General features: G+C 64.6%; 22 protein-coding genes. 10 read left to right on the plus strand and 12 right to left on the minus strand.

Translation table 11 applies throughout. From position 1 onward, the window contains the following. Nucleotides 1–32: 32 nt before the first annotated feature. The 3 genes from prsR to GJ693_RS00630 form a co-directional block, all read right to left on the minus strand. Nucleotides 33–1394 (minus strand): PEP-CTERM-box response regulator transcription factor, encoded by a 1362-nt coding sequence (gene prsR, locus GJ693_RS00620; RefSeq protein ID WP_156254396.1) that lies wholly within the window; start codon nt 1392–1394, stop codon nt 33–35. Then, nucleotides 1391–3502, minus strand: a complete 2112-nt coding sequence (gene prsK, locus GJ693_RS00625; protein WP_156254397.1) for an XrtA/PEP-CTERM system histidine kinase PrsK — start codon at nt 3500–3502, stop codon at nt 1391–1393. Before prsK ends, prsR begins: the two co-directional genes overlap by 4 nt. A 112-nt stretch (nt 3503–3614) precedes the next feature. After that, on the minus strand, nt 3615–3986 hold the full coding sequence (locus GJ693_RS00630; RefSeq protein WP_156254398.1) for a hypothetical protein: 372 nt from the start codon (nt 3984–3986) through the stop codon (nt 3615–3617). Nucleotides 3987–4053: 67 nt separating this feature from the next. Here GJ693_RS00630 and mce point away from each other — a divergent pair, with 67 nt between their 5' ends. Beyond that, nucleotides 4054–4500 (plus strand): methylmalonyl-CoA epimerase, encoded by a 447-nt coding sequence (gene mce, locus GJ693_RS00635; RefSeq protein WP_156254419.1) that lies wholly within the window; start codon nt 4054–4056, stop codon nt 4498–4500. A 112-nt stretch (nt 4501–4612) separates the two neighbouring features. Here the strand turns inward: mce and GJ693_RS00640 are convergent, their stop codons facing one another. Both GJ693_RS00640 and arfB read right to left on the minus strand, forming a co-directional pair. Continuing rightward, nucleotides 4613–4972, minus strand: a complete 360-nt coding sequence (locus GJ693_RS00640) for a DUF883 family protein (protein WP_156254399.1) — start codon at nt 4970–4972, stop codon at nt 4613–4615. A gap of 85 nt (nt 4973–5057) precedes the next feature. Further along, entirely contained in the window at nt 5058–5465 is a 408-nt protein-coding gene (gene arfB, locus GJ693_RS00645; RefSeq protein WP_156254400.1) for an alternative ribosome rescue aminoacyl-tRNA hydrolase ArfB, read from the minus strand. A 40-nt stretch (nt 5466–5505) separates the two neighbouring features. Here arfB and GJ693_RS00650 point away from each other — a divergent pair, with 40 nt between their 5' ends. Next, on the plus strand, nt 5506–6138 hold the full coding sequence (locus tag GJ693_RS00650) for a glutathione S-transferase family protein (RefSeq protein WP_156254401.1): 633 nt from the start codon (nt 5506–5508) through the stop codon (nt 6136–6138). On the opposite strand, the gene GJ693_RS00655 is transcribed toward GJ693_RS00650, so the two are convergent. The 6 genes from GJ693_RS00655 to GJ693_RS00680 all read right to left on the minus strand — a co-directional run bounded on the left by GJ693_RS00655 (nt 6114) and on the right by GJ693_RS00680 (nt 11960). Then, nucleotides 6114–7004, minus strand: coding sequence for an EamA family transporter (locus GJ693_RS00655; RefSeq protein WP_156254402.1), 891 nt, complete (start codon nt 7002–7004; stop codon nt 6114–6116). The two genes, GJ693_RS00650 and GJ693_RS00655, sit on opposite strands and share 25 nt — an antisense overlap. Next, nucleotides 7001–8155 carry a multidrug effflux MFS transporter gene (locus GJ693_RS00660; protein ID WP_235902518.1) on the minus strand — a complete coding sequence of 385 codons (1155 nt, stop codon included), beginning with the start codon at nt 8153–8155 and terminating at the stop codon, nt 7001–7003. The genes GJ693_RS00655 and GJ693_RS00660 overlap by 4 nt, the downstream gene beginning before the upstream one ends. A gap of 83 nt (nt 8156–8238) precedes the next feature. Further along, on the minus strand, nt 8239–8952 hold the full coding sequence (locus GJ693_RS00665; protein ID WP_156254404.1) for a hypothetical protein: 714 nt from the start codon (nt 8950–8952) through the stop codon (nt 8239–8241). Nucleotides 8953–9002: 50 nt separating this feature from the next. Next, complete coding sequence (gene dxs, locus GJ693_RS00670) at nt 9003–10934, minus strand: 1-deoxy-D-xylulose-5-phosphate synthase (protein WP_156254405.1); 1932 nt, start codon at nt 10932–10934, stop codon at nt 9003–9005. 133 nt (nt 10935–11067) lie between these two features. Next, nucleotides 11068–11535, minus strand: coding sequence for a Fur family transcriptional regulator (locus tag GJ693_RS00675; RefSeq protein ID WP_156254406.1), 468 nt, complete (start codon nt 11533–11535; stop codon nt 11068–11070). Nucleotides 11536–11591: 56 nt separating this feature from the next. Beyond that, entirely contained in the window at nt 11592–11960 is a 369-nt protein-coding gene (locus tag GJ693_RS00680; protein WP_156254407.1) for a MerC domain-containing protein, read from the minus strand. Nucleotides 11961–12082: 122 nt separating this feature from the next. Between GJ693_RS00680 and GJ693_RS00685 the strand changes: the two genes are divergently transcribed. The 7 genes from GJ693_RS00685 (at nt 12083) to GJ693_RS00715 (ending at nt 17703) form a co-directional block, all read left to right on the plus strand. Continuing rightward, nucleotides 12083–13681, plus strand: coding sequence for a M20/M25/M40 family metallo-hydrolase (locus GJ693_RS00685; RefSeq protein WP_156254408.1), 1599 nt, complete (start codon nt 12083–12085; stop codon nt 13679–13681). A gap of 52 nt (nt 13682–13733) precedes the next feature. Continuing rightward, nucleotides 13734–14771 carry a COX15/CtaA family protein gene (locus tag GJ693_RS00690; protein ID WP_156254409.1) on the plus strand — a complete coding sequence of 346 codons (1038 nt, stop codon included), beginning with the start codon at nt 13734–13736 and terminating at the stop codon, nt 14769–14771. Beyond that, nucleotides 14768–15127 carry a DUF2237 family protein gene (locus GJ693_RS00695; RefSeq protein ID WP_156254410.1) on the plus strand — a complete coding sequence of 120 codons (360 nt, stop codon included), beginning with the start codon at nt 14768–14770 and terminating at the stop codon, nt 15125–15127. Before GJ693_RS00690 ends, GJ693_RS00695 begins: the two co-directional genes overlap by 4 nt. Nucleotides 15128–15137: 10 nt before the next feature. Then, on the plus strand, nt 15138–15569 hold the full coding sequence (locus tag GJ693_RS00700; RefSeq protein ID WP_156254411.1) for an NUDIX domain-containing protein: 432 nt from the start codon (nt 15138–15140) through the stop codon (nt 15567–15569). Between the two features lie 140 nt (nt 15570–15709). Continuing rightward, nucleotides 15710–16186 (plus strand): 50S ribosomal protein L13, encoded by a 477-nt coding sequence (gene rplM, locus GJ693_RS00705; protein WP_156254412.1) that lies wholly within the window; start codon nt 15710–15712, stop codon nt 16184–16186. Nucleotides 16187–16197: 11 nt separating this feature from the next. Continuing rightward, entirely contained in the window at nt 16198–16707 is a 510-nt protein-coding gene (gene rpsI, locus GJ693_RS00710) for a 30S ribosomal protein S9 (protein WP_156254413.1), read from the plus strand. Between the two features lie 234 nt (nt 16708–16941). After that, nucleotides 16942–17703, plus strand: a complete 762-nt coding sequence (locus GJ693_RS00715) for an outer membrane protein (RefSeq protein ID WP_197041846.1) — start codon at nt 16942–16944, stop codon at nt 17701–17703. A gap of 81 nt (nt 17704–17784) precedes the next feature. On the opposite strand, the gene GJ693_RS00720 is transcribed toward GJ693_RS00715, so the two are convergent. Beyond that, on the minus strand, nt 17785–18879 hold the full coding sequence (locus tag GJ693_RS00720; RefSeq protein WP_156254415.1) for a DUF4268 domain-containing protein: 1095 nt from the start codon (nt 18877–18879) through the stop codon (nt 17785–17787). Nucleotides 18880–19001: 122 nt separating this feature from the next. On the opposite strand from GJ693_RS00720, the gene GJ693_RS00725 reads away from it, so the two are divergent. After that, a partial coding sequence (locus tag GJ693_RS00725; RefSeq protein WP_268893140.1) for a protein-disulfide reductase DsbD domain-containing protein occupies nt 19002–19561 on the plus strand: 560 nt, incomplete at its 3' end.

A 19561-nucleotide genomic window follows, 5' to 3' on the forward strand; every position in this document is an offset into this window, starting at 1 on the left:
CTTAGGGGCTATTGCTGCCCGATGCAACCCCCTCAGGCGGCGTTTTCCATGCCGTACTGCTTGAGCAGGTCATAGAGGGTCGGCCGGCTCACCCCGAGCAGCTTGGCCGCCAGGCTGACATTGCCATCGGCCCGCACCATGGCGCGGCGGATGGCCTGGCGATCGGCCGCCTCGCGGGCAAACTTGATGGTGAGGCTGGCTTCATCGATGCTGTTGACGAGGTCGAGATCGGCCGCGGTCAACCGGGCGCTTTCAGCCATGATCACCGCGCGTTTCATGCGGTTTTCCAGCTCGCGCACATTGCCCGGCCAGTGCCAATCGGTGATGGCGGCAATGGCGTCTGGCATCAACCCCTTGAATTCACGACCATTTTCACGCGAAAAACGGGTCATGAAATATTGCGCCAGCAGCACGGCATCACCGGGCCGTTCCTTCAGGCTGGGGATACGCACGACGATTTCGGCGAGGCGATAGAAGAGATCCTCGCGGAAGCGGCCGCTGGCAATCATCGCATCCAGATCCTGGTGGGTGGCGCAGACGATGCGCACATCGACCGGGATGGCCTTGCGGCCGCCGACGCGTTCGATCACCCGTTCCTGCAGGAAGCGCAGCAATTTCACCTGCAAGGGCAGCGGAATATCGCCGACTTCATCGAGGAACAGCGTGCCGCCTTCGGCCATCTCGATCTTGCCCGGCTGGGTCTTCACCGCGCCGGTGAAGGCGCCGCGCTCATAGCCGAACAGCTCGGATTCGAGCAGATTTTCCGGGATGGCGGCACAGTTGATGGCGACGAAGGCTGCGTCCGCCCGCGCCGAGGCATTGTGCAGGCCGCGCGCCAGCAGCTCCTTGCCGGTGCCCGACGCGCCGAGCAGCATCACCGACACATTGGCCGTGGCCACCCGTTCGACCATGCGGGCAACCTTGATCATCTCGGGCGCCGCAGTGACGATGCCGCCCAGCACCTTGTCGCCGGTGTTGCCGGCCTCCGCCAGGCGGCGGTTCTCGGCTTCCAGTTCGGCGACGTGATAGGCGCGGCGCACGATCAGGCCGAGCTCGTCGATATCGACCGGCTTGTGATAGAAATCGAACGCCCCCATCGCGATGGCGCGGCGGGCGCTTTCACGCGCGCCGTGGCCCGACGCCACGATCACCTTGGTGGCCGGGCGGGTGGCCAGGATGGCTTCCAGCGTGGCAAAACCTTCGGACACGCCGTCGGGATCGGGCGGCAGCCCCAGGTCAAGCGTCACCACCGCCGGCTGATGGGTGCGCAGCGCTTCCAGCGCCGCTTCGCGGTCGCCGGCCAGGATCACCTCCTGGTCCTCGTAACTCCATTTCAGCTGGCGCTGCAGGCCGGTATCGTCTTCCACCACCAGCAGCTTCGGCTTGTCGCTCACGCCTGTCCCCCTTCCACCAGCAGCGCGGTCTCGCCGGGCATGTCCTGACCACTTAATGGCAGGGTGATGGTGAAGCTTGTGCCTTCGCCTTCGCGGCTGGCCACGTCAAGCCGTCCGCCGTGGGCGCGCACGATCTCGCGCGCTTCATAGGCGCCGATGCCGAACCCGCCGGGCTTGGTTGATGTAAACGGCTGAAACAATTCCTGCCGGATGAAGCGGGCCGACATGCCGTGGCCGCGATCAGCCAGGGTGATCACCAGGTCGGGTCCTGCCACAGCGAGATCGATGCGAATTGGTGCGCCGGCCGGCGAGGCATCAATGGCATTCTGCAGCAGGTGGGCAAACATCTGTTCCAGCCGGGCCGCATCGCCGCGCACCAGCAGCCGCTCCGCCAGATCGGGCAGGTGCAGGCTGAGCGCGGGCCAGGCGCCCTGCCGCGCCTTCACCAGGGTGGAGAGCAGGCGCGCCACCGCCACGTCACTGTCACTGGTTGGCGTGCCTTGCGCCCGCTGCGACAGCCAGGCCAGCAGCGCATTCATCTTGCCGACCGATTCCTTCAGCGTCGCCACCATGTCGGCGCGGAACTCGGGATTGTCGGCATGGCGTTCGGCATTGCGGGCCAGCAGCGACAACTGGCTGACGAGGTTCTTGATGTCGTGCAGGATGAAGGCAAAGCGCCGGTTGAACTCCTCGAAGCGGCGGGCCTCCTCAAGCGCGGATTGGCCGCGGCTTTCGGCGACGTAGGAACCGACCTGGCGGCCAAGGGTCTTCAGCAGTTCCTCGTCTTCCCAGCCCAGCCGGCGCGGCACCAGGCTGCGGCCGATCAGCAGCACGCCGGCCAGGGCATCGCGGTTGAAAGCCGGTAGCACCAGCCAGTAACGCCGGTCAGTGGCCAGCCAGGCTGGCAAGTCAGGCGCGTCGGCCAGTTCGCCTTCGCGCAGCAGGTCCAGATCGAGCACCCGGTCCTGCCGGACCCAGGCCACGAGCGGACTGTCCGCCGCCAGCGCTTCCGGGGGACCATCGGCCATCTGCCAGGTGGCGATGGGCAGCAGACGGTCATCATCGGGCACCAGCAGGCAGCCGCCGCGCGCATCGAGAACGCTGGCTACCGCCTGCACCACGCGTTCGGGCAGGCCTTCGGCATCGCCTGGGGCCGAAACGGTGGCGATGAAACGCAGCCACTCGTTGCGGTAATCATATTGGTAACGATAGAAATTGCGCGCAATCGTCACGCGCAGCCAGGCCCGGAACCGGTCCGACACCAGCACCACCATGCCCAACATGATGGTTGCAAACAAGAAAGTGACCTGCAGCAGTGTGCCCCAGTCGCCGCCCACCAGCTTGAGGGCATAGGCCAGCAGCGACATGGCGATCAGGTAGAAACCGACCCCGGAGAAGGCGACGGTCTGGAAAGCCACATTGCGCGAAACGCGGGCACCCTTCACCCAGCTGTCACGTGTGGCAAACAGGAACAACAGCACCAGGACCGCATTCACGGCACCACGAATGTTGTAGAGATCAGGCGACGCCGGTGGCAGCAGGAAAGCCAGCGTGTAGAAATTCAGATCATATATGAACAGGCCGCCCAGGCCGATGGCCAGCAAGCGGAAGCCGGAGCGCTGGCCGCCGCCGGACGCGGCATAGAGGTTGTGGCTAAGCACCAAACCGGTGACCGACACCGCAATACGGATTACGAGAAACAGGCTGGAGACGACCCCGCCTTCGCCCACCAGCGCTCCCTGGCTGGAACCGGTGACATCGATGACGAACTGCAGGGCCATGACAAAGCCGAGCACGCCGCCCACCCAGAAAGCCGAGCGCGCTTCGCCTTCGCCGCCCAGCCAGGTGGGCCGTAACAGATAGAGCAACAGGCAGATCCAGGCGCCCACTTTGATCGTCTGCAACCGTGAAATCCATGGCTGCAATCCGGGATCAAAGAGAAGCGTGGCAACGAACGAACCAGCCCACAAGGCTGTGGCCAGGGCCGCACCGGCCAACCAGACATTGGCGCCACGACGCTGCTTGGTCAGCGCCGCCACGAACAAGACGCTATAGGCCACCAGCGCGAGCAGATGGCTGAACAGGCCGACGTCGTTCAGCGCGATCACGCCTGCGCCCCCTTCGCCATTCGATTTGCCCTCGCCACCGACACGGCTGGTCCCCCAATTCTGGGCCGCAACCTAAACCCGTTGGCGGCCATGCGCTACCCTCACCGCTGGCTTAGCCAGGCGGCGGGGTGAGGCCCACCAGCCGCATCACCACGGCCTGCGCCACCATCACCAGCAGCCACCACAGGCTGGCCCGGCCGACGCGGCCCCAGCGTTGGCCGGCCATCAACAGCGACGTCGCAAGCGCCGGCACCACAAAGCCGGCCCAGATCACCACTGCTGAACCGATGGTCATAACCCACAATGGCGCCTTGGGCGGCGCCAGGATCAACGCGCCGGCCAGGATCGCGCCCAACCAAGCAGAGGCAATGAAGGCAACCATCCAGCTGACCGGCCCCTTGGGCCGATCAACGAATTGGGCGATCAGCAGAGCGAGCAAGGTGGCAAGGCCGATGGGGACGGCGTTGATGACAATATAGACCATATCCCCAGCTTGCCGGCTTTTGGCGGCCGTGCAAGGGGGAGCCGATCCATCGAGGAGACTGCGCGAAATGTCCGATCTGTCGCCGCTGCTGCTGGGCCGCCTGAACCATGTCGGCATCGCCTGCCCGTCGATTGAAGATGCCGTCGACATGTACGGCCGGCTGTTCGGCGCCACCGTTTCCAGTGCCGCTTTCGACCTGCCGGCCCAAGGTGTGCGCGTCGCCTTCATCGATGTTGCCAACAGCCAGCTGGAGTTGATCGAGCCGCTGGGGGCGGACTCGCCGATCCATGGTTTCCTCAAGAAGAACCCCAATGGCGGGCAGCATCATGTCTGTTTCGAAGTGAAGGACATCATTGCCGCGCGCGATGCGATGCGGGCGCGCGGGGCGACGGTGCTGGGCACAGGCGAACCGCGCATGGGTGCGCACGGCGTGCCTGTGATCTTCGTTCACCCCCGCGATACGGGGGGCGTTCTGGTCGAGCTCATGCAGGAGCCGCCGGAAGGGCATCACTAAGCCCGCAGCAAACGTCACTCAGGCAAAGGCGAACGTGTCGGCACGCACTCCGACATGTTCGCCTTGAGCTGGATCAGGCCCCATCAGCAGCGCCGATACGGCGCTCGCGTGCTTAGTCCTTCTTGCGGCCGCTCAGCAGCCAGCCGACGACGAAACCCAGCGCGATACCGGCGCCCAGGGCGGCGAGCGGCTGCTCCTGCACGGTGGCGCGCACCTTTGCGGTGCCCTCCTCGGCGACCTTCTGGGCGCGTTCCTTGACCTCGCGCGCCTTTTCCGGCGCGATATCAGCCAGTTCCTTGGCCTTTGCGGCAGCCTTGTCATAAGCGGCCGTGGCGGTTTCCTTGGCCTTACCGATGGCCTTGTCGGCCTGGTCTTTCAGCTCGCCCTTCAGCTTTTCGATCCGGCTGGCGGCAGCTTCAACGGATTCAGTGACGGTCGGCAGAGTCTCGAGATTCTCGCTGTTGTCGGCCATGTGGAATTCCTTTCGGGCAATCGGGGCAGCAAGCCCAAGTTAGTGCGCACCCGCGGCAATTTGAAGAGCGTAGATTCCCTGTCGGTCACGCATCGGGGGTCACTTTGCCTCGGCCTGCCTTGATGCCGGCACGCACTGTCTTGGCAGTCAGCCGACGCTGCTTCGAGCCCAGCGTTGGGCGTGTCGGCCGCCGCACGACCGGCCGGATGCAGGCCTTTTCCACCAGTTCCGCCAGCCGCGCCCGCGCATCTGCCCGGTTCTGCACCTGGTCGCGAAAGCGGTTGGCGCTGATCACGATCACCCCGTCTCCAGTGGCGCGCCGACCGGCCAGCCGCAGCAGCCGTTCCTTCACCTCGTCCGGCAGGCTGGGAGACGCCACCACGTCAAACCGCAACTGCACGGCCGATGACACCTTGTTGACGTTCTGGCCGCCCGGTCCGCTCGAGCGCACGAACGATTCAACCAGTTCGTCTTCCGGGATGCTTATCGCCATGATGTGCGCCTAACCCGATTCGATTGCGGAGGCCATTGCCATGATCATCGTTCACCATCTCAACAACAGCCGCTCCCAGCGCATCCTGTGGCTGCTGGAGGAACTGGGCACGCCATATGAAATCAAGCATTACAGCCGCGATGCCGTAACCAATCTGGCCCCACCCGAACTGAAGGCGGTGCACCCGCTCGGCAAGAGCCCGGTTATTGAAGAGAGCGGCAAGATCATCTTCGAATCGGCCGCCATCACCGACTGGATCATCCGCAAGCACGGGAATGGCCGTCTGATGCCCACGCCAGGCACGGACGCGCATGAGGATTATTTGATGTGGCTGCACTTTGCCGAAGGCTCGGCGATGACGCCCTTCCTGCTGGCGCTTTACACGGCCCGCCTGGGCGAGGCTGCAGCGCCGCTGCAGCCGCGCATCCAGGAACAGATTGGCGCCCATGTCGCCTATTTCAGTCAATGCCTGGGCGGCAACGACTGGCTGGTGAACAACGAATTGTCCGGCGCCGACATCATGATGAGCTTTATTGCGGAAATCGCCACGGTGCAGGGCCTGGGCGCGCATTTCCCCAATGTGGCGGCCTATGCCAAGCGCCTGCAGTCGCGCCCGGCGTGGATTGCCGCGGCAGCGAAGACCGAGCCTTACAACTTCCGTTTGCCGGGCTGACGGGTCGCCAACAGGTTGAGCGCCAGGCCGCCAATAATCAGCGCGGCGGCCAGCAGCTTCCACGGCGGCAGTGGTTCGTTCAGCCAGATTGCGGTTGAGGCCATGCCGAACACTGGCACCAGCAGCGACGTCGGCGCGACACTGGTCGCCGGATAACGGGCCAGCAACCAGCCCCAGGCGCCATAGCCGAACAGCGTGTTGCCCACCGCCTGCCAGGCGATCGCAGCCCAGATCGTTGGCGTGGTAGCATGGAGCGCAGCTTCGATTGCTGGCAAGCCCTCAAACCACAGTGCCAGGCCGGCCAACGGCGGCACGGCAAACAGTGACGACCAGGTGATGAAGCCCAGCATATCAACCTTGCCGGCCGCACGTTGGGCCATGTTGCCCAGGCTCCAGCCGAAAGCGGCCCCCAGCACCAGGGCGATGCCCGTAACGGTAACTTCGCCGCCGGTGTTTCCAGCGATCACCGCGACGCCGCCCAGCGCCAGCACCAGGGCAGCCACCTGCAAGGGCTTCAGCCGTTCGCCACTGGTCATCATTGCCATCGCGATCGTGAAAACGACCTGGGACTGGATCAGCAGGCTGGCGAGGCCAGCAGCAATATAACCGTTGATGGCGATGAACAGCAGGCCGAACTGACCCACGCCGATGGCCAGGCCATAGCCAACCAGGATGCGCCACGACACGGCCGGCCGCGGCACAAACAGGATCAGCGGGAACACCACCGCGGCAAAGCGCAGTGCCGCAAACAGCAGCGGCGGCAGGCTGTGCAAGGTGGCACCGATCACGGCAAAATTGCTGCCCCACACGGTCACCACCGCCAGCGCCAGCAACAGCGCGCGTGGGCTCAGCGCCTGGCCGTTCATCGCGGCTTGGCGAGGCCGTGATACGCCACGGCAGCAACCAGCAAGGCCACGGCAACGTTCAACGCCAGCGGCCGTGCAGTGCCATCATGCATGGCAGCGCCCAAGGCTGATGCCAGGGCGCCGATGCCGAAGTTCACGCCGCCCATCAGACCGGAAATGGCACCAGCCCGCAGGGGATCGACATTCAGCGCGCCGGCCGAGGCATTGGCCGCGATAAGACCGTTCGACGACAGCGCCACGAACAGCACCGGCAGAAAGATCACCAGCGGTGCGTCGACAACCAGCCACAGCGCCGCCCCGGCCACGGCTGCCCCCAATGTTGCCCAGGCCAGAATGGTATCGGGCGATCGCCTCTTGAGCAGCGCCCGGTTGACCTGGCTCGACCCGACGATGCCGACAGCGATGGCGGCAAACACCAACCCGAACTGGCCTTCGGAAAAGCCCCACACATTGATCACCAGGTCCGGCGAGGCGGCGATATAGCTGAACAATGTGGCACCATTGGCCGCCCCGACCAGCAGATAGCCGATGAGGCGCCGCTGGCCGAGCAGCCTGGCATAGCCAGACAGCACATCCTGCCCGCGCGCCGCCTGGGCCGTGGCGATGGAGCGGCTTTCCTCCAGCCGCAGACCGACCGCGGCCGCAATGGCGAGACCAACGCCAACAAAGACGTAAAAGACGGCATGCCAGCCAGCCGCTATCGCGATCCAGCCGCCGATGCTGGGCGCCAGCAGCGGCGCGATCGCCAGGACCAGCATCAACAGGCTGAAAATACGGGCTGAATCGCGATGGTCATAACGGTCGCGCACAATCGCCCGGCAGGTGACCATGGCGGCACAGCAGCCCAACGCCTGGAAGAAGCGGCCGGCAACCAGCGCCTCGATGTTGGGTGCCAAGGCGCAGAACAGGCTGGCGGCAACATAGACGATACAGCCGATCAAGATGGTGGGCCGGCGTCCGATCCGATCACTGAGCGGACCAAAGAACAGCTGCCCCAGTGCCATGCCAACGAAGAAGGTGGAGAGCGTCAACTGCACCGCCGCTGCGGACGTGCCGTAATCGCGCGCGATGGCCGGCAGGGTTGGCAGATAAAGATCGATCGTCACCGCGCCAAAGGCGGTCAGTGATCCCAGGAGCAGGATCTCGCCCAAGCTCGGTTGGCGCGATGAAGGGGCGGCGGGTGCGTGCACGCGCCGGGCTTTACGGGTTGGCGGCGTTCCGGTCGAGGGGAGTTTCAACCGGCCCTGCAGCCGCGCCAGTGCGCCGCACGGGTTTCCGCCCACGCTGCCGCGCCGTCGCTGACACCGGTCAGGCGCAGGCGGAAATCGCGATAGCCATCATGGTTGGGGATGGGCAGGCGAGCTTCGATGATATGGCCCTGCCCGGCATCCACCAGCAGCGTACCGGTCTTGCCGGCCAGTGCCGGACCGCGCAGTTGGAACAGCAGCGCCGGCCGGCCCATCGCCTGCGTCTCGCCCAGAAAATGTCCATCCATTGCCCCAAGGTCTGCCAAAGTTGGTCCCCGAGGGGCAATCAGCAGCAGCGGCAGGCCAATCCGGAAGCCCGCCCGCCGGTCAGGCCGGCTGGCCAGCCACAGGGTGAGGCTGGCGAAATCGAAATCATACAAATGCCAGGGCCGCGTGCCGACCAGCGTTGCCAGCCGGAGCTCGCCATCCGGCAGGGCGGCGCGGGCGGTGAGCTGGCCGGCACCATCCTCGCGGAACCAGGCAAAGGCCTGCTGGTTGCCATCGCGGCCCTGTTGCCCACCGACCAGCTCACTGGCTTGCCCGGTGGCCTGATCGATGCTCGCGGTCACCAGCGCGGCGCGTGTGCAGCGCGAAACCGCCTTCATCACCGCCAGTTGGCCTGCCGCGGGCACATGGACATGCACAGCCTCGGGCAGGCTGCCATCGTCATTGCTGCGGATATAGTGCCAGGTTCGGTCCACCTGTCCCGCTGCTGGTGTTGCCAGCAACAGGGCCAGGACGGCTGTGCGGATCACGCGCGGACCGCGCCCTCATCCACGGCGTTAACGCTGTTGTGCCGGAGCGCGTCGAGCACACAACGCACGATGCCGGCGGCATCAAGCCCGGCGTCGGCATATTGCTTCGCCGGGGCGTCATGGTCCTGATAGACATCAGGCAGGCGCAACGTGCGGATCTTGAGGCCGGCATCGAGCAGGCCTTCGTCGCTGGCCAGCGTCAGCACATGGCCGCCAAAGCCGCCGATGGCGCCCTCTTCGATCGTCACCAGCACTTCGTGGGTGGCTGCCAGCTTGCGGATCAGCGCCATGTCGAGCGGCTTCGCAAAGCGCATGTCGGCCACGGTGGTCGAAAGCCCCTTGGCGTCGAGCGTGCCCGCAGCCGCCAACGCTTCAGCCAGGCGCGTGCCCAGCGACAGGATCGCCACCTTGCTCCCTTGCCGCACGATTCGCCCCTTGCCGATTTCCAGGCGGGTGCGGGTTTCCGGGATGGCAACGCCGGTGCCTTCGCCGCGCGGATAGCGCACGGCGATCGGGCCAGCGTCATAAACGGCAGCGGTGTGCACCATATCAGCCAGCTCGGCCTCGTCGGCGGCGGCCATCACCACCATGTTGGGCAGGGTCGAAAGATAGGTGACATCAAACGAGCCGGCATGGGTCGCGCCGTCCGCGCCAACCAGGCCGGCGCGATCAATGGCGAAGCGCACCGGCAGGTTCTGCAGGGCGACATCATGCACCACCTGGTCGTATGCACGCTGCAGGAAGGTCGAATAAATCGCGCAGAACGGCCGCATGCCCTGGGCAGCGAGGCCGGCCGCGAAGGTGACAGCGTGCTGCTCGGCGATGCCCACGTCAAAGCTGCGCTCCGGGAAGGCCTTGGCGAAGCGATCGACACCGGTGCCCGACGGCATGGCGGCCGTGATCGCGACGATGCTCGGGTCGCGCTTGGCTTCCTCGATAAGCATGTCGCCGAACACGTTCTGATAGGCCGGCGCCTTGGGCTGAGCCTTGTGCTGGGTGCCTGACACGACGTCAAACTTGACGACACCATGATATTTGTCGGCCGACGCCTCGGCCGGGGCATAGCCCTTGCCCTTTTGCGTGACGACATGGATCAGCATCGGGCCTTCGGCGGCATCACGGACATTTTCGAGCACCGGCAGCAGGTGATCGAGATTATGACCGTCGATCGGGCCGACATAATAGAACCCCAGTTCCTCGAACAACGTGCCCCCGCCCTGGGCGAAACCACGCGCATATTCATCAACCCGGGCAGCGGCCTTCTTCAACGGCGGCGGCAGCACCTTGCCCGAAACCTGCTTCAGATATTCGCGCAATTCCAGGAACTTGCGGCTGGAAAGCAGGCGCGACAGATAGGCCGAAAGCGCGCCCACGGGCGGCGCGATCGACATGTCATTGTCGTTCAGGATGACCACGAGCCGGTTGCCGGCCTCGCGGGCGTTGTTCATCGCTTCATAGGCCATGCCGGCCGACATGGAGCCATCACCGATGACGGCAATACCCTTGCCCGGCTTGTTCTGCAGCTTGTTGGCGATGGCAAAACCCAGCGCCGCCGAGATGGAGGTGCTGCTGTGCGCGGCACCGAACGGATCAAATTCGCTCTCGCTGCGCTTGGTGAAGCCGCTGAGGCCACCACCCTGGCGCAGGGTGCGAATCCGGTCGCGCCGGCCAGTGATGATCTTGTGCGGATAGGCCTGGTGGCCGACGTCCCACACCAGTTTGTCGTCCGGGGTGTTGAACACATAATGGAGGGCAACCGTCAGCTCGACCACACCCAGGCCCGCGCCCAGATGCCCGCCGGTGACAGAGACGGCGTGGATCATTTCCTGCCGCAATTCATCGGCCAGCTGCCGCAACTGGCCAGGCTCCAGCCGGCGCAGATCGGCCGGTATGTTGACCTGGTCGAGAAGCGGGGTTTCAAGCTTCATGAGGACGGCTCGCGTGCTGAAAGACTTAAGGGTTTGCCCTTAGCGATTATGGCAGGCGCTGTCATCAAGACTGTCATGCTGGCCTGACAGCGGCGCCGTCCAATGCCAGCATTCGTTCGATATCGCCTTGAAATCAGGCACAATTGGCGCAAATGCCGCGCACCTCAATCACCGGACGCACCGGTGTGAAGCCCGCTGCCCGCGCTGCAGCGCGCACTTCGCTGGTAATCCGGTCATCATCGACATGAGTCGCCCCGCCGCACCGATCGCAAACCAAAAAGATGCAATCATGCGGGCAATCAGGATGCGCATTGGCGATGAAGGCGTTTGCGCTCTCAACCCGCGACGCGACATTGTTGGCCACGAACAGATCGAGGATCCGATAGACGCTGTTCGCCGCAATGCGCCGGCCGGCGGCCGACGAGACCGCATCGGTCACATCATAGGCCGAGACCGGGCGGTCAAAACGCGCCAGCGCGTCGAACACGGTTGCGCGCAGTGGGGTCCATTGTTCGCCGGCGCCGGTCAGGCGGGCTTGAGCGGCAGCGGCGAGATCGGCGCGGCTGTGGTGCTGGCCGTGGCTGTGGGCGGGATGTGCCATGCTGTTCATATCAGGCTTGTGCCCCGCCGGCGCAAGATGGTGCGTCAGCCCATGGCTCAGGCGGTGCGCAGCGCCTTGAGATTCTGCCAGTGCGCCGCGGCCAACAGGCTGACCCCTGCCATGGAGACCAGCATTTCGATCATCTGGCCATGGCGCACAGCCAGCGATGCGGCCATGATGGCAAGGCCCAGAAATCCCAAGGCGCCGATTGGCAGGCGACCATGACGACGCCAGCCGCGCCACAGCGCCACCGCAGCCAGCGGCATGGCAAGACCCAGGCCGACGACATGGACGCTGTGATCGAGCCAGTCACCGGTGAGCGCGAACAGACTGAGCAGCACGAAGCCCGCCATGCAGTGCAGCAGGCACAGGCCCGACAGCCCGATGGCGATTCGGTCGAGCAGGCTGGAGGCGAGCTTCGTCATGCCAAGAGATGTAACATTATCACATTGTATCGTGCAAGCCATTTCGGTTACGCATTCCGGCCCCGTTGCCATGCCAGGAGCGCCGGCCTAGACCAAGCGCATCACCGCTTGGAGACCGACTGATGCGCGCTTTCGTTGCCCTGATGCTGGCCAGTGCCGCCATGCCTGCTGCTGCCGCCCCCGATCTCGCCATGGTGGCGCGCATCACGGATGAAGGCATGAACCGCGGCGAAGTGGTCGAAACCATTGCCTACCTGACGGACCGGATCGGCCCGCGCATGACCAATTCGCCCGGCATGCGGATGGCCGAACGCTGGACCCAGGACAAGTTCAAGACCTGGGGCCTGAGCAACGTGCGCACCGAAGGCTTTGATTTTGGCCGTGGCTGGTCGATCGAAGGCGCCAGTGTCACGCTTGAATCGCCGCGCCGCATGAGCCTGCGCACCATTCCGGTGGCGTGGACGCCGGCCACGCCGACCGGCGGCATCACTGCGCCGTTGGTGGTCGCCCCGATGAGCAAGCCGCGGCATTTTGCTGAGTGGGCCGGCAAGCTGAAAGGCAAGATCGTGGCCATCAGCCTCCCACGGACGCCGGCCGATGCCACCAAGCCCGGTTTCGAGCGGCTGGACGACAAGGCGATCGGCGAGCTCGACGAATATCAGCAGCCAGTGACCTCGCCGGATGATGGCGATGGCTGGTTCAAATATATCCAGTTCGGCAAGCAGTTGGACGAATTCCTGGCCAAGGAAGGCGCCTTGGGCTGGGTGCGCATGAGCTATCGCGACAATGGCCTGCTGCACGGCGAAGGCTATCAGCATCGCGACACGCCAAAGCTGACTGGGCTGGAGTTGACCGCCGAGGATTATCGCCGCCTCGCCCGCCTGGCCAAGACGGGTGACGTAACGCTGACCATCAATTCGCAGGTCAAGTTCGATGATAGCGATCCCAATGGTTACAACGTGTTGGCCGACATAATGGGCAGTGACCCAAAGGCTGGCTACGTGATGGCCGGCGCCCATCTCGACAGCTGGGTGGCCGCCGATGGTGCCGCCGACAATGGCGCCGGCTCGGCCGTGGTGATGGAGGCGGCACGCATCCTCGCCGCGCTGAAGGTGAAGCCCAAGCGCACGATCCGCTTTGCGCTGTGGTCGGGCGAGGAGCAGGGCTTGTGGGGCTCTTCCAACTATATCGAGCGCCACCTTGCCAGCCGGCCGGCCAACCCGGATCCGGTGAAGGCTCGGCTTTCCTATGATTTCCGGATGAATCAGTATCCGATTGAAAAGAAAGCCGATTACAACCTGCTGGCAGCCTATTTCAACATCGACAATGGCGGTGGCAAGGTGCGCGGCATCCACGCCGAGGGCAATTTTGCCGCCGTGCCGACCTTGCAGGAATGGCTGGCGCCGTTTGCCAGCATGGGGGCCGACAAGGTGGTTGCCAGCCCCACCGGCGGCACCGATCACGAGTTCATGGCCGCCATGGGCCTGCCGGCGTTCCAGTTCATCCAGGACCCGCTCGATTACGAGACCACTGTCCACCACAGCAGCGTCGACACCTTTGATCACCTGCGCCCGCAAGACCTGCGCCAAGCCTCGGTGATCCTGGCCAGCTTGCTGTGGGAAGCGGCCAATGCCGACAAGCCGCTGCCAGCCAAGCCCTTGCCGACCAAGCCGAAAATGACCGACCCGTTCCGTTACGTCGATCCCGACAAGAAGGATTGATGCGACGCCGCGCGGGCTTGGCCGGCGGCGCCATTGCGATTAGGGAGGCGGCATGGCCAGTCTTGCCGCCTCCCTTCCCCGTTCTGATACCCGCCCCAAGGCAGGGCAACGCGCCGTTGCCGCTTGGCTGATCGGCATTGCGGCCCTGGTGTTTGCCATGGTCGTGGTCGGCGGCATCACCCGGCTGACCGAGAGCGGCCTTTCGATCACGCGTTGGGATGTCGTGTCCGGCACGCTGCCGCCACTGACGGAAAGCGAGTGGAATCAGCAGTTTGCGCTCTACCAGCAGTCGAGCCAGTATCAGTTGATGAACCGCGGCATGAGCCTGGCCGCGTTCAAGAACATCTTTTTCTGGGAGTATGTCCACCGGCTGCTCGGCCGCCTGATCGGGCTGGCCTTTGCACTGCCGCTTTTCTGGTTCTGGATTCGTCGCCAGATTCCAGCCGGTTACAAGCCGCGACTGCTCGCGCTGTTCGCGCTGGGCGGGCTGCAGGGGGCGATCGGCTGGTGGATGGTCGCTTCCGGCCTTGTTGATCGCACCGAGGTCGCGCCTGAGCGGCTGGCGGTGCATTTGTGCAATGCTTTCATCATCATGGCCGGCTGCCTGTGGACCGCGCTCGATCTCATTGACGGCGATGAACCCCGCCACGACCGGCCGCGCGCCTGGGTCTGGCCGCTCGCCGCGCTGCTCTCCGTCCAGATCATCTGGGGTGCGTTCACGGCTGGCCTGCGGGCCGGCCATGCCAGCGACACCTGGCCCTTGATGTTGGGCGCGCTGGTGCCGCCGGGCATCCTCAATGGCGCCATGGACGCGGTCGCCGATCCGGTGAGCGTGCAGTTCATCCACCGCAGTTTGGCCTGGTTCGTTGCCCTTGGTGTCCTTTTGGTGGCTGGCCGTGTCTGGCGAGCGGGCGGCGGGTGGCCGGCTGTAACATTGGCTGGCCTGGTTTTGACACAGTTCGTTCTGGGCGTTTCGGTGATCCTGAATCACGTGCCGGTCTGGCTTGGCGTTGCCCACCAGGCCGGCGCGGCGCTGCTGGTGATGGCGACGGTCTGGGCCGCGCATTGGGCAAGAAGGGGCCGGGCATGACCGCCAGGAATGTGCTGGGCGGGCCGCTCGCCGCCTGCAGCCAAGACCCGTTGACCGGCTGGTATCGCGACGGCTGCTGCAACACTGATGAAGCCGATCGCGGCCTTCACACGGTTTGCGCGGTGGTGACCGAAGAGTTCCTGGCCTTCAGCCGGTCGGTCGGCAATGATCTTTCGACGCCGCGGCCGGAATATGGCTTTCCCGGCCTGAACCCCGGCGACCGCTGGTGCCTGTGTGCCGGCCGCTGGGAAGAGGCGCGCGTGGCCGGCTTCGCGCCGGAGGTGGTGCTGGAGGCGACACACGAGAAGACGCTCGAGGTGACGATGCTCGGCCACCTTCAGGCCCACAGCCTGTGATCATTTCCCCGTGATTCAACAGTGGGACGGCGGCGATTTCGCCGGCGCCAAGCTGGCCGCCCTGGTTGACGGCCACATCCTCACCTACCGGCGTGACCACAAGCCCGGCATCCCCTGGCCAGGCCTGATCGATCTGCCCGGCAGCGGCCGCGAGGGCGATGAAAGCCCGGCTGGCTGCGTTTTGCGGGAGTTGCACGAGGAGTTCGGGCTCCGGCTGCCCGAATCGCGCCTGTGGTGGGCGCGGCCGTTTCCCTCCCTGCACCCGCCCGGCGGCACCGGCTGGTTCCTCGCCGCCCATATTGCCAGGGCCGAGGTCGCCTCTATCCGCTTCGGGGATGAAGGCCACAGCCCGCAACTGCTTGCCGTTGGTGAATTTCTGGCCGCCAGCGACGCCATCGCGCCGCTCCAGCAACGGCTCAAGTTGGTGTTGGATCGGGCCTGAACCGATACGGTATCAGGATACCATAGGCCAAAAACCCCGGTTTTTCCTTGACCTGCAGTCCGCTCTCCACCATATGGCAGCCCGACGCCGGGGCCGCAATGCCTCGGCCGTTTCGCATTTTGAAGAACGGAATCAACGCCATGCTCACCCGTATCACGGCGCCGGCCAAGCCGGCGGAAGTCGAAAAGAAGTGGCTGCTGATCGATGCGGAAGGCCTGGTTGTCGGCCGCCTCGCCTCGATCATCGCCAACCGCCTGCGCGGCAAGCACAAGGCGAATTACACCCCGCACGTCGATTGCGGTGACAATGTCATCGTCATCAACGCCGACAAGGTGCGCTTCACCGGCAAGAAGACCACCGACAAGGTCTATTATCGCCACACCGGCCACCCCGGCGGCATCAAGGAAACCACCCCGGCCAAGATCCTGGAAGGCCGTTTCCCGGAACGCGTCATCATCAAGGCGGTCGAGCGCATGGTGCCGCGCGGCCCGCTGGGTCGCCAGCAGATGCGCAACCTGCGCGTCTTCGCCGGCACCGAACATCCGCATGTCGCCCAGTCGCCGGAAGTCCTCGACGTCAAGTCGATGAACCGCAAGAACACCACGATCGCTGGTTGAGGAAGTAGAGCATGTCTGACAATCGCCAGTCCCTCGCCGATCTCGGCAATCTCGACGCCGAAGCCCCGGTCAACACCGCGCACACCGGTGGTGGCGGCCCGCCCGCTCCGCTGCGCGAGCAGGAAATCGATGCACAGGGCCGCGCCTATGCCACCGGCAAGCGCAAGAACGCCATCGCTCGCGTGTGGCTGAAGCCCGGCACCGGCAAGATCACGGTCAACGGCCGTGACCAGACCGTCTATTTCGCCCGTCCGTCGCTGCGCCTGGTCATCAACCAGCCGTTCGACGTGGCCGAGCGCCGTGATCAGTATGACGTGGTCGCCACCGTGGTTGGCGGCGGCCTCTCCGGCCAGGCCGGCGCCGTGAAGCACGGCATCGCCCAGGCGCTGACCAAGTATGAACCCGCCCTGCGCACCCCGGTGAAGCAGGCCGGCTTCCTGACCCGCGACCCGCGGGTTGTCGAACGCAAGAAGTATGGCAAGGCCAAGGCCCGCCGCAGCTTCCAGTTCAGCAAGCGCTGATCCGGATCATCGGTTCAAGATCAACGCCGGGGTGGCAACACCCCGGCGTTTTTCATTGTGCCTCCGGTACGCGACAGGCCGTTCAGAAATACTGATATTATGTTCATTAACAACGGCTTGTCGTTCAAAATCATCGGTTCGTCGCACGCCCTCTTCGGTTCATCTGGGCTTCAGGAAAATTTGGTCACGGGCGCATTTCCAACCCCCCATTTGGAGCGTCTCATGTCCTTCACAATGAACAATGTTTCGAAACTGGCCATCGCCGCACTGGCACTGGCCGCCACCCCCGCTCTGGCTGAAACCAAGTTCGACGGCGTCTATGCCGGCGCCGTGGCCAGCCTGCAGCTGCACGGTTCCAAGAACGCGCCGACCGAAGGCACCGCTGCCTTCCAGGCGCTGCCGGCCGGCACCGTGCCGTCATCGCTGTCGCTCGACGACAATGAAGGCTTCCGGGGCGGCGTGCTCGCCGGCTGGAACGGCTCGTCGGGCACGCTGGTCTATGGCCTCGAAGCCGACGTGCTGTTCGGTACCACCCGTGGCGGCGCCAGCTTCTCCGGCGCGGCCATCCCGGATCTGGCGCCCAACGGCCTGACCACCAGCGCCAGCCGCCGCATCCGCACCAGTGGCTCGCTGCGCGCCCGGCTGGGCACCACCCTGGGTGAAGACCTGCTGCTCTATGCCACCGGCGGCGTGGCCGTGGCCGACACGCGCGGCAATGCCGATGTGGTGGTGAACGGCGCCCCCACCGTGGCCTGGACCGGTGAACGCAACCAGGCGCGCTGGGGCTGGACGATCGGCGCCGGCGCCGAGTTCAAGCTGACCAGCGCCATCAGCCTGCGCGGCGAATATCTCTACACCGATCTGGGCCGCCAGTCGGTGCTGGCCACCGGCAACAGCAACGTGCGCGGCATCGCTGCCCTGAACGGTGTCGATTACCAGGTGGGCCTGCCCTATCGCAACGGCACCGCCCGCGTGGCCCTGATCGCCAGGTTCTGATCGGCGCAGCGGCTCTGGGTGGCTGTGTCCAGCCCGGAGCCGCTCCCGGCAGCGTCCTATGCCAATCGCCTTAAGGGGAAATCAGCTGCGATGGATCGAGCGCAAGGGTTCTACAACCAGATTTTCGAGCTTCACCATGGCTTCAACCATGAAGCTGATCATGTCGGGCCATGTCTCCCGGTCATAGATGTTGCCCGGGCCTTCAAGCTTGATGCGCGATGCACGCCGATGATCGAGGCGCTCCCAAACCAAACCCGATGCCTCCGGCGTGGAGGCCAGACTTGCAAATAACTGGTCGAATATCATTTTATTCAATTCGCCATTTTGCGTGTCGATATATATCTCTGCCCGACCATAGTTGCCCGAAACAGCGAGATTGTGACCAATACCCCGGCTATTGGAGCTGATCCAATTCTGATTTGACGTGTTTACGTTGGTAAATCGTGACGATCTTTGCCGCAAGACGGGCACGAGTTGGCCCCAAAAGGCGCGATAAATCTGCTCCCTCTGGCGTTCATTGCCTGAAACTTCCAATTCCTCCTCGGCCTTGCCAACCAGCCCGATCATCAGGTCCTGGGTATCGCGCACTGGAATGATCTGATCGAAGCTGAGGAACAGGTCGTCACCCAAAGCATGCGGCGTCACCTTGATGCACTGGATTTGCAGCTTGAAGTTGCGCAGCCACAACACGGTGGATGTCACCTCGCGGCGGAACCGCGCGGCAATCAGGATGATACGCTGCGAAGCGCCCTTGTTGAGCAGCAATTGTTCCACATCACTGGCATCCAGAAATTCTGCGATGCGCGCACGGGCATCGCCTCCACCCTGAGTGTCCAGAAAGCGTTGATAAACCTGGACGATCTGATCGGTTCGCAGTTCCCAGCAATAGGACGCGTATTTCATCGCCTGCCAGACAACATCACGGCCGGAATCATCAAGCTTGTTCTCGATCACGACAATCTGGCCGTTGCGATCCAGTGCCAGCACGTCCAGCCGTTCCGACGTGCCATCGAAGCCGGAAAATTCCTTCTGGATGATCAGCAGTGGTTCACCAAGGCAATCCGGCTGCTGAACTATCCATTCCTGAAGATGTTCGCGCTCGCGAAAGCCAAGTTCGGAAAAACTGCGCCCGGAAAGCGGCTGGATTCGGTTGGCGCTGCGATCAATCTTGAACATGATTACAGACTGCACGGGCCAACATTGGCTGGCAAGGCTGCGCGTGACCAAAAGCCGGCCTTGGGGGCGGCCAATCGGCGCTGGCCTTCCCCTTGGGCGTGCAGGCTGTCAAAAGGCCGGCAATGATTCGCGCCCTGCTCTCCATCATCCTCACCCTGCTGGCCGTGCCGGCACTCGCCGCGCCGGTCAGCGACCAGCCGCACACGCGGGTGGAACTGATTGCGCAAAGCCGCACGCCGGCGCCCGGCAAGCCAGTGCCGCTGGGCATCGTGCTCACCCCCAGGGCGGGCTGGCACACCTATTGGCTGAACCCCGGTGATGCCGGCGCGCCGTCGCGGGTGGAATGGAAACTGCCGGCCGGCGTCTCCGCCCCGCCAGAGCTGAAATATCCGGTGCCGGGCACGTTGGTGGTGTCGGGCCTGATGAACCATGTCTATGAAAAGCGGAACATCCTGCTGACCGAGCTGGCCGTGCCGGCCGGGATGGTGCCGGGCAGCGCCTTGCCCATCGAGGTGCAGGTCGATTGGCTGGTGTGCAGCCACGAACAATGCGTACCGGAACAAGCGGTGCTGACGCTGCCGCTGGTGGTGGGCGACGGGGCGGACGACGCCACCATGGCGCCGCAGATCGCCGAGGGCCGCGCCGCGCTGCCGCGCCCGCTCGCCGCCACCGCCAGCTGGGC

Source organism: Sandarakinorhabdus oryzae (genome assembly GCF_009733735.1).
Classification (GTDB): Bacteria; Pseudomonadota; Alphaproteobacteria; order Sphingomonadales; family Sphingomonadaceae; genus Sandarakinorhabdus; species Sandarakinorhabdus oryzae.

Coding starts and splice junctions, on each gene's coding strand:
- GJ693_RS00630 (WP_156254398.1), bottom strand. CDS start 3,986: ATGGTCTATATTGTCATCAACGCCGTCCCCATCGGCCTTGCCACCTTG.
- mce (WP_156254419.1), top strand. CDS start 4,054: ATGTCCGATCTGTCGCCGCTGCTGCTGGGCCGCCTGAACCATGTCGGC.
- GJ693_RS00640 (WP_156254399.1), bottom strand. CDS start 4,972: ATGGCCGACAACAGCGAGAATCTCGAGACTCTGCCGACCGTCACTGAA.
- arfB (WP_156254400.1), bottom strand. CDS start 5,465: ATGGCGATAAGCATCCCGGAAGACGAACTGGTTGAATCGTTCGTGCGC.
- GJ693_RS00650 (WP_156254401.1), top strand. CDS start 5,506: ATGATCATCGTTCACCATCTCAACAACAGCCGCTCCCAGCGCATCCTG.
- GJ693_RS00655 (WP_156254402.1), bottom strand. CDS start 7,004: ATGAACGGCCAGGCGCTGAGCCCACGCGCGCTGTTGCTGGCGCTGGCG.
- dxs (WP_156254405.1), bottom strand. CDS start 10,934: ATGAAGCTTGAAACCCCGCTTCTCGACCAGGTCAACATACCGGCCGAT.
- GJ693_RS00675 (WP_156254406.1), bottom strand. CDS start 11,535: ATGGCACATCCCGCCCACAGCCACGGCCAGCACCACAGCCGCGCCGAT.
- GJ693_RS00680 (WP_156254407.1), bottom strand. CDS start 11,960: ATGACGAAGCTCGCCTCCAGCCTGCTCGACCGAATCGCCATCGGGCTG.
- GJ693_RS00685 (WP_156254408.1), top strand. CDS start 12,083: ATGCGCGCTTTCGTTGCCCTGATGCTGGCCAGTGCCGCCATGCCTGCT.
- GJ693_RS00690 (WP_156254409.1), top strand. CDS start 13,734: ATGGCCAGTCTTGCCGCCTCCCTTCCCCGTTCTGATACCCGCCCCAAG.
- GJ693_RS00695 (WP_156254410.1), top strand. CDS start 14,768: ATGACCGCCAGGAATGTGCTGGGCGGGCCGCTCGCCGCCTGCAGCCAA.
- rplM (WP_156254412.1), top strand. CDS start 15,710: ATGCTCACCCGTATCACGGCGCCGGCCAAGCCGGCGGAAGTCGAAAAG.
- rpsI (WP_156254413.1), top strand. CDS start 16,198: ATGTCTGACAATCGCCAGTCCCTCGCCGATCTCGGCAATCTCGACGCC.
- GJ693_RS00715 (WP_197041846.1), top strand. CDS start 16,942: ATGAACAATGTTTCGAAACTGGCCATCGCCGCACTGGCACTGGCCGCC.
- GJ693_RS00720 (WP_156254415.1), bottom strand. CDS start 18,879: ATGTTCAAGATTGATCGCAGCGCCAACCGAATCCAGCCGCTTTCCGGG.